We start from the raw sequence: 3015 nt of genomic DNA on the forward strand, positions 1-3015 counted from the left end.
CGCGGATGCGGAACTTCGCGCGATAGCGGATCGCGGCGCCGAGCGCGGCGGCGGACAGGAAGAACGCGTACGCCCCGACCGTGCCCAACAGGCTGGTGGGGTCGGCGACGGTGGTGATGGGCTGCCAGAGCAGGATGACGCCGAGGCCGATTACGGCTTCCCGACCGGAGCCCCACCGGAACAGGGCGTAGGCCAGGATCAGCGCCGCGGCGGTGCTGTTCAGCGGGGCGCCGTGCGACCCGGTGAGGATCCTGACGATGTCGGCGATCGTCAACGTGCCGAAGCAGACCGCAACCGCGACGAGCGGGTGCGTGCGTCGCCACGGCAGCGAGCCGAGGACCGCGAGCGCGTAGACCAGCAGCACCGGGCGCGGCGCCAGGTCCTGGCGAAACACCAAGTCCACCACGGACCAGCCGACCAGTGCTGCGACCAAGGCCCAGTCCCGCGGCCCCCGGTCCGGGGCATTCGTGGGTCGAGGTTCGGCCCACAGCGAGCGGAGTGCACTGCTGGCCACCTGATCAGCCTAGGCAGCCCGCGTGCTCGCGGTATCCGCCGAAAGTACAAGAGCTCGGCTGTGCCAACGGCCAGGTCGGATCAGGCTCCGGGGCTGATGTGACCGCCACCGGCATCCGTGAAGGTGGCAGCACCCGCCCGATCAAGGCAAGGAGCGATCTGATGAGAACACCTCGATCTCACACCGCACGTGAGGAGGCTCTCGTGGACATCAGACAGCGATCGGATGCGGGAACCCGCCCGGCGCCGGAAACGAGGGCAGCCGGGGCGGCGACGATGCGGGTTGTCGGCGCGGCGGCGATCGCGTTGGCAGCGTCGCTGGTGATCGAGAACATGGTGGTGTTGGCGGGAGCGCCGACCTACTGGGCCCCGATCAAGGAGGTGCTCGCCTTCCACGCGGAACACCGGGGCTCGGTCGCGATCGCGGTCGGCCTGGAGGCGCTGAACGTGCCGCTGCTGCTCGGGTTCCTGACCGGTCTCCACGGGCTCGTCGGGCGCCGCGGGGGTGCGGGCGTGGTCTGGTCGCGCCTCGCGGTGGCCGCGGGCGCGAGTTTCTCGGCGGTCTTCGCGTTCTACGCCGTTCTGTGGGACGGAGTCGTGCTGTCCGCCGGGAAGCTCGCCGAGCCGAGCCCGGTGTTCGAGCTCGCCTGGAACATGCATGCAGCAGCGTTCGCGCTGGCGCTGCCGGCACTCGGCACCACATTCATCGGCGTTGCGCTGGCGACGCATGCGATCAGGCTGACGCCGCGGTGGCAGCTGCTGCTCGGCGTGGCCGGGGGAGGCCTGCTGCTCGCTGCTGGTGCGGCCAGCCTCGCGATCGCCCACAGCGCGGCGCTCCTGTACGTGGGGGTGCCCGGCTACTTCGCCTGGATGGTGTGGCTGCTTGCGACCGGCGTACGGCTGGTGCGCGCTCAAAACAGCCGACCGTCCTGACAACGCATAGTCAGCTGGGGGTCGAGCAGCGGGAGGTGTCGGCGCCCGCGGCCGTCGACGTGGCCGAGCGCTGATCTGGGCGCCTCGGAGGACCTTGGGTCACCGGTGCTCGCCGAGGGACCCCGTCGGTCAGGCTCCCGGGCTGATGTGCCGGCCGCCGGCATCCGTGATTTTGAAAGCACCCACCCGATTAGGCAAGGAGCAATCTGATGAGAACGCCTCAATCCCACACCGCACGAGAGAATCCGCGGTCCCACAGCGCGCTGGAAAATCGGCGCATGCCCGTGCAGGCCAAGCTGGCGGCAGCCTGGACCAGCCTCATGTTCTTCATCATCTACATCGACTACTTCCACCTCTACCAGCCCGGCGAAATCGATGACATCCGCAGTGGCGTCATCTTTGGGCTCGACAGCGGCGGGAATCTGATGTCCATCTTCTTCGTGATCATCGCGATCCCGACCCTGATGATCATGCTCTCCATGACGTTGCCCGCCCGTGTGAACCGCGTCACGAACCTCGTCGTTGCATCCCTGTACAGCCCCCTCCTAATCCTCAACTTTGTGGGGGCGCCCTCGGACTATGCCTTCTACTACGCCCTCACCATCGGAGTCGAGGTGCTGATCGTGGCCTTCATCCTGCGCTCCGCCTGGACCTGGCCACGCCGCACCGCATCACCGGCGACCCTGGCAGCCAGCCTCACCACGGAGCCACTCCGCGCGCCGCAGCAGGCGTGACTGCCCGTCGCGCCCGACCATCCTTCGCTCGCGCCGCCCGCGGGCACGGTCACCTGTCTCAGCGTCCGCTGTTGAGCGCTCCGGTCCCATTCCATCCCCCAGAACGGTCCCGGTCATGATCGAGGCACGCGAGCTCACCAAGCGCTACGGCGACACCACCGCCGTGCACTCCCTCAGCGTCACGATCGCGCCCGGGACCGTCACTGGGTTCCTCGGCCCGAACGGCGCCGGCACGTCCACGACGATGCGCATGATCATGGAAGTGGACCGGCCGACGTCGGGCACCGTCACCGTCAACGGCAAGCCCTACCGGCAGCACCGTGCCCCCCTACGCGAGGTCGGCGCTCTGCTGGAGGCAAGCGCCGTGCACCCCGGCCGCAGCGCCCGCTCACACCTGCGCCCTCGAGACTTCGCGAACTGTGGGCACCATGTGGGCGCGGGACCCGAACCTCAAGATCAAACACCAAGCGGCACGCTGTTGACCTGGGAGTTCATCGGTGGGGCGGGTGGGGCTCGAACCCACGACCCAGGGATTATGAGTGCTCACGCATCGTGCGCTGTGCTCGCCTGCGTCGACGCAGGTCACCCGGGAGCGTAAGGCGTCGAATACTCGGGTCATCTGGCAACACCCCACGACGGAACTACGAGGTATGACGACTCCAACCGGGGCCTACCGCCCTGGGTCGTAGTAGATCGGTCAAGTCCCCGGGCGTGGTGTGTGACGGTTTCCGCGTGATCCTCGTTTTGGTCAGGCGCTGAGCGCCGGAATGGTCACCTCCTCGGTGGAGGAGTCGATGTTGTGTCCTGCGGTGGGTCGGATGCGGCAGCGGGCGAG

At 68.2% G+C, this 3015-nt stretch carries 2 protein-coding genes and 2 pseudogenes; 3 read left to right on the forward strand and 1 reads right to left on the reverse strand.

What is annotated here, in order from left to right; all coding sequences use genetic code 11:
- Positions 1-433 (reverse strand): annotated as a pseudogene (locus tag VN520_RS17555) (hypothetical protein); the annotation flags it as partial.
- A gap of 284 nt (positions 434-717) precedes the next feature.
- On the opposite strand from VN520_RS17555, the gene VN520_RS17560 reads away from it, so the two are divergent.
- From VN520_RS17560 to VN520_RS39645, 3 genes and pseudogenes are all read left to right on the forward strand, one after another.
- Positions 718-1446 (forward strand): hypothetical protein, encoded by a 729-nt coding sequence (locus VN520_RS17560; protein WP_325747870.1) that lies wholly within the window; start codon positions 718-720, stop codon positions 1444-1446.
- 278 nt (positions 1447-1724) lie between these two features.
- Complete coding sequence (locus VN520_RS17565; RefSeq protein WP_325747871.1) at positions 1725-2180, forward strand: DUF6326 family protein; 456 nt, start codon at positions 1725-1727, stop codon at positions 2178-2180.
- 115 nt (positions 2181-2295) lie between these two features.
- Positions 2296-2598, forward strand: a pseudogene (locus tag VN520_RS39645) (ATP-binding cassette domain-containing protein); the annotation flags it as partial.
- Positions 2599-3015: the final 417 nt, after the last annotated feature.

Source organism: Streptomyces sp. (genome assembly GCF_035563135.1).
GTDB lineage: Bacteria > Actinomycetota > Actinomycetes > Streptomycetales > Streptomycetaceae > Streptomyces.

What these genes read in the sequence shown, in the direction of transcription:
- VN520_RS17565 (WP_325747871.1), top strand. Translation starts at nt 1,725, where the DNA reads ATGCCCGTGCAGGCCAAGCTGGCGGCAGCCTGGACCAGCCTCATGTTC.